Here is a 1,184-nt window from a genome sequence, read left to right as displayed (position 1 = left end):
ACCCGGCGGGATCCTCCGCATGGATTCCATTGCAGTATCGGCCCAACTGACCATGTGGCGCACGCGCAATGCGGTGGCGAAGTTGTCCTCGCGCGGATTGATCTTGGGCCGTCGGCGGGCGGGGCGCGGCACCTGGGAGATCACCGACCGCGGACGGCGGACCCTCGCTACGCGGGGTCGGTACTACCGATAGGCGTTTTGGCTCGAAAGTCAATGCAGGGAGGTGGGTTTCGTGATTCCCGTGGTTCAGCTCATCGCCGTCGCGGTGGCGTGCATCGGTGTGATCGTCGCAGTCTGGGTCGGCATCTCCGATGACCGGTCAGAGGCGGCGGCAATTCAGGAGGACCTGGCGCTCTTGGTGAACGGTCGTCCGTTCCACCGAATTCCGCTGAGGAACAGTCATCGGCTCCGGGGGCGGCATCGCGCGCGGGCGGCGTGAGTGTTCACTCGGTCGGAGTGGTGGGCCGCCGCCCGCTGGTCAGCGCTGGAAGATCTATGGTGATCTTGACGCCTTTCAGCTCTAGAGCTGCCAAACCTGTTTGCTCACCGACGTTCTCGTAATGCTCGCCGATGAGGTGAAAGGCCGTGGGGCTGACCGGATCCTCCAAATCGATCATCCAGTAGTACTCGATTCCGACCTCGGAGTACTCAGCGAACTTGGTCACGCGGTCGGTTCGTTTGGTTCCGTTCGACAGGATCTCGACGACCAAGGTGACATCGGCGGGCATCCACCGAGCGAGGTTGGCCTCGATGCCCGTATCCGCGCCAACAAGTAGATCGGGCACCCGTACGGTCGAGGGTGTTCCGGGTTCGATCACGAGCTCGACCTCGGGAAGTACTCCCAGCGTCGCCGGTAGCTGGGGCTCGAGCTGTGCACCCAATCGGAGGACCGCTCGCTGATGCTTCGAAACCTGTCTCGGCGAAACGACCAACACCCCCTCGGCGAGCTCGTACCTGTGACTGTTGTCCTCCGGAAGGGCGATCCAGTCGTCGAGCGTCAGCAGCCGATCGGGCCAGGACACGAGATTCACCACCACCTCCCTTCGCGGGCACGAACTCTAGCCAAGTCTGTCACAGGACACGCCGAATTCGCTGACGGTGGGCAGTGGCGCGATTGACAAGGAAAGGTGGTCAAACAGCGAAGGATTGCTGTTTCAGAAATTGGGGGTTCGGACCTAGTGTCC

The 1,184-nt window shown here is 62.3% G+C and carries 2 protein-coding genes; one reads left to right on the top strand and one right to left on the bottom strand.

Annotation, left to right across the window (positions count from 1 at the left end):
• Positions 1-241: 241 nt before the first annotated feature.
• Positions 242-439, top strand: coding sequence for a hypothetical protein (locus NS2_RS35655; protein ID WP_143837682.1), 198 nt, complete (start codon positions 242-244; stop codon positions 437-439).
• Positions 440-443: 4 nt separating this feature from the next.
• On the opposite strand, the gene NS2_RS35650 is transcribed toward NS2_RS35655, so the two are convergent.
• Entirely contained in the window at positions 444-1,031 is a 588-nt protein-coding gene (locus tag NS2_RS35650; protein ID WP_033091777.1) for a Uma2 family endonuclease, read from the bottom strand.
• Between the last annotated feature and the right edge of the window lie 153 nt (positions 1,032-1,184).

The organism is Nocardia seriolae NBRC 15557 (genome assembly GCF_007990715.1).
GTDB lineage: Bacteria > Actinomycetota > Actinomycetes > Mycobacteriales > Mycobacteriaceae > Nocardia > Nocardia seriolae.
Note: the sequence above shows the minus strand (reverse complement) of the source record. Positions and strands in the feature narration are given on the sequence as shown.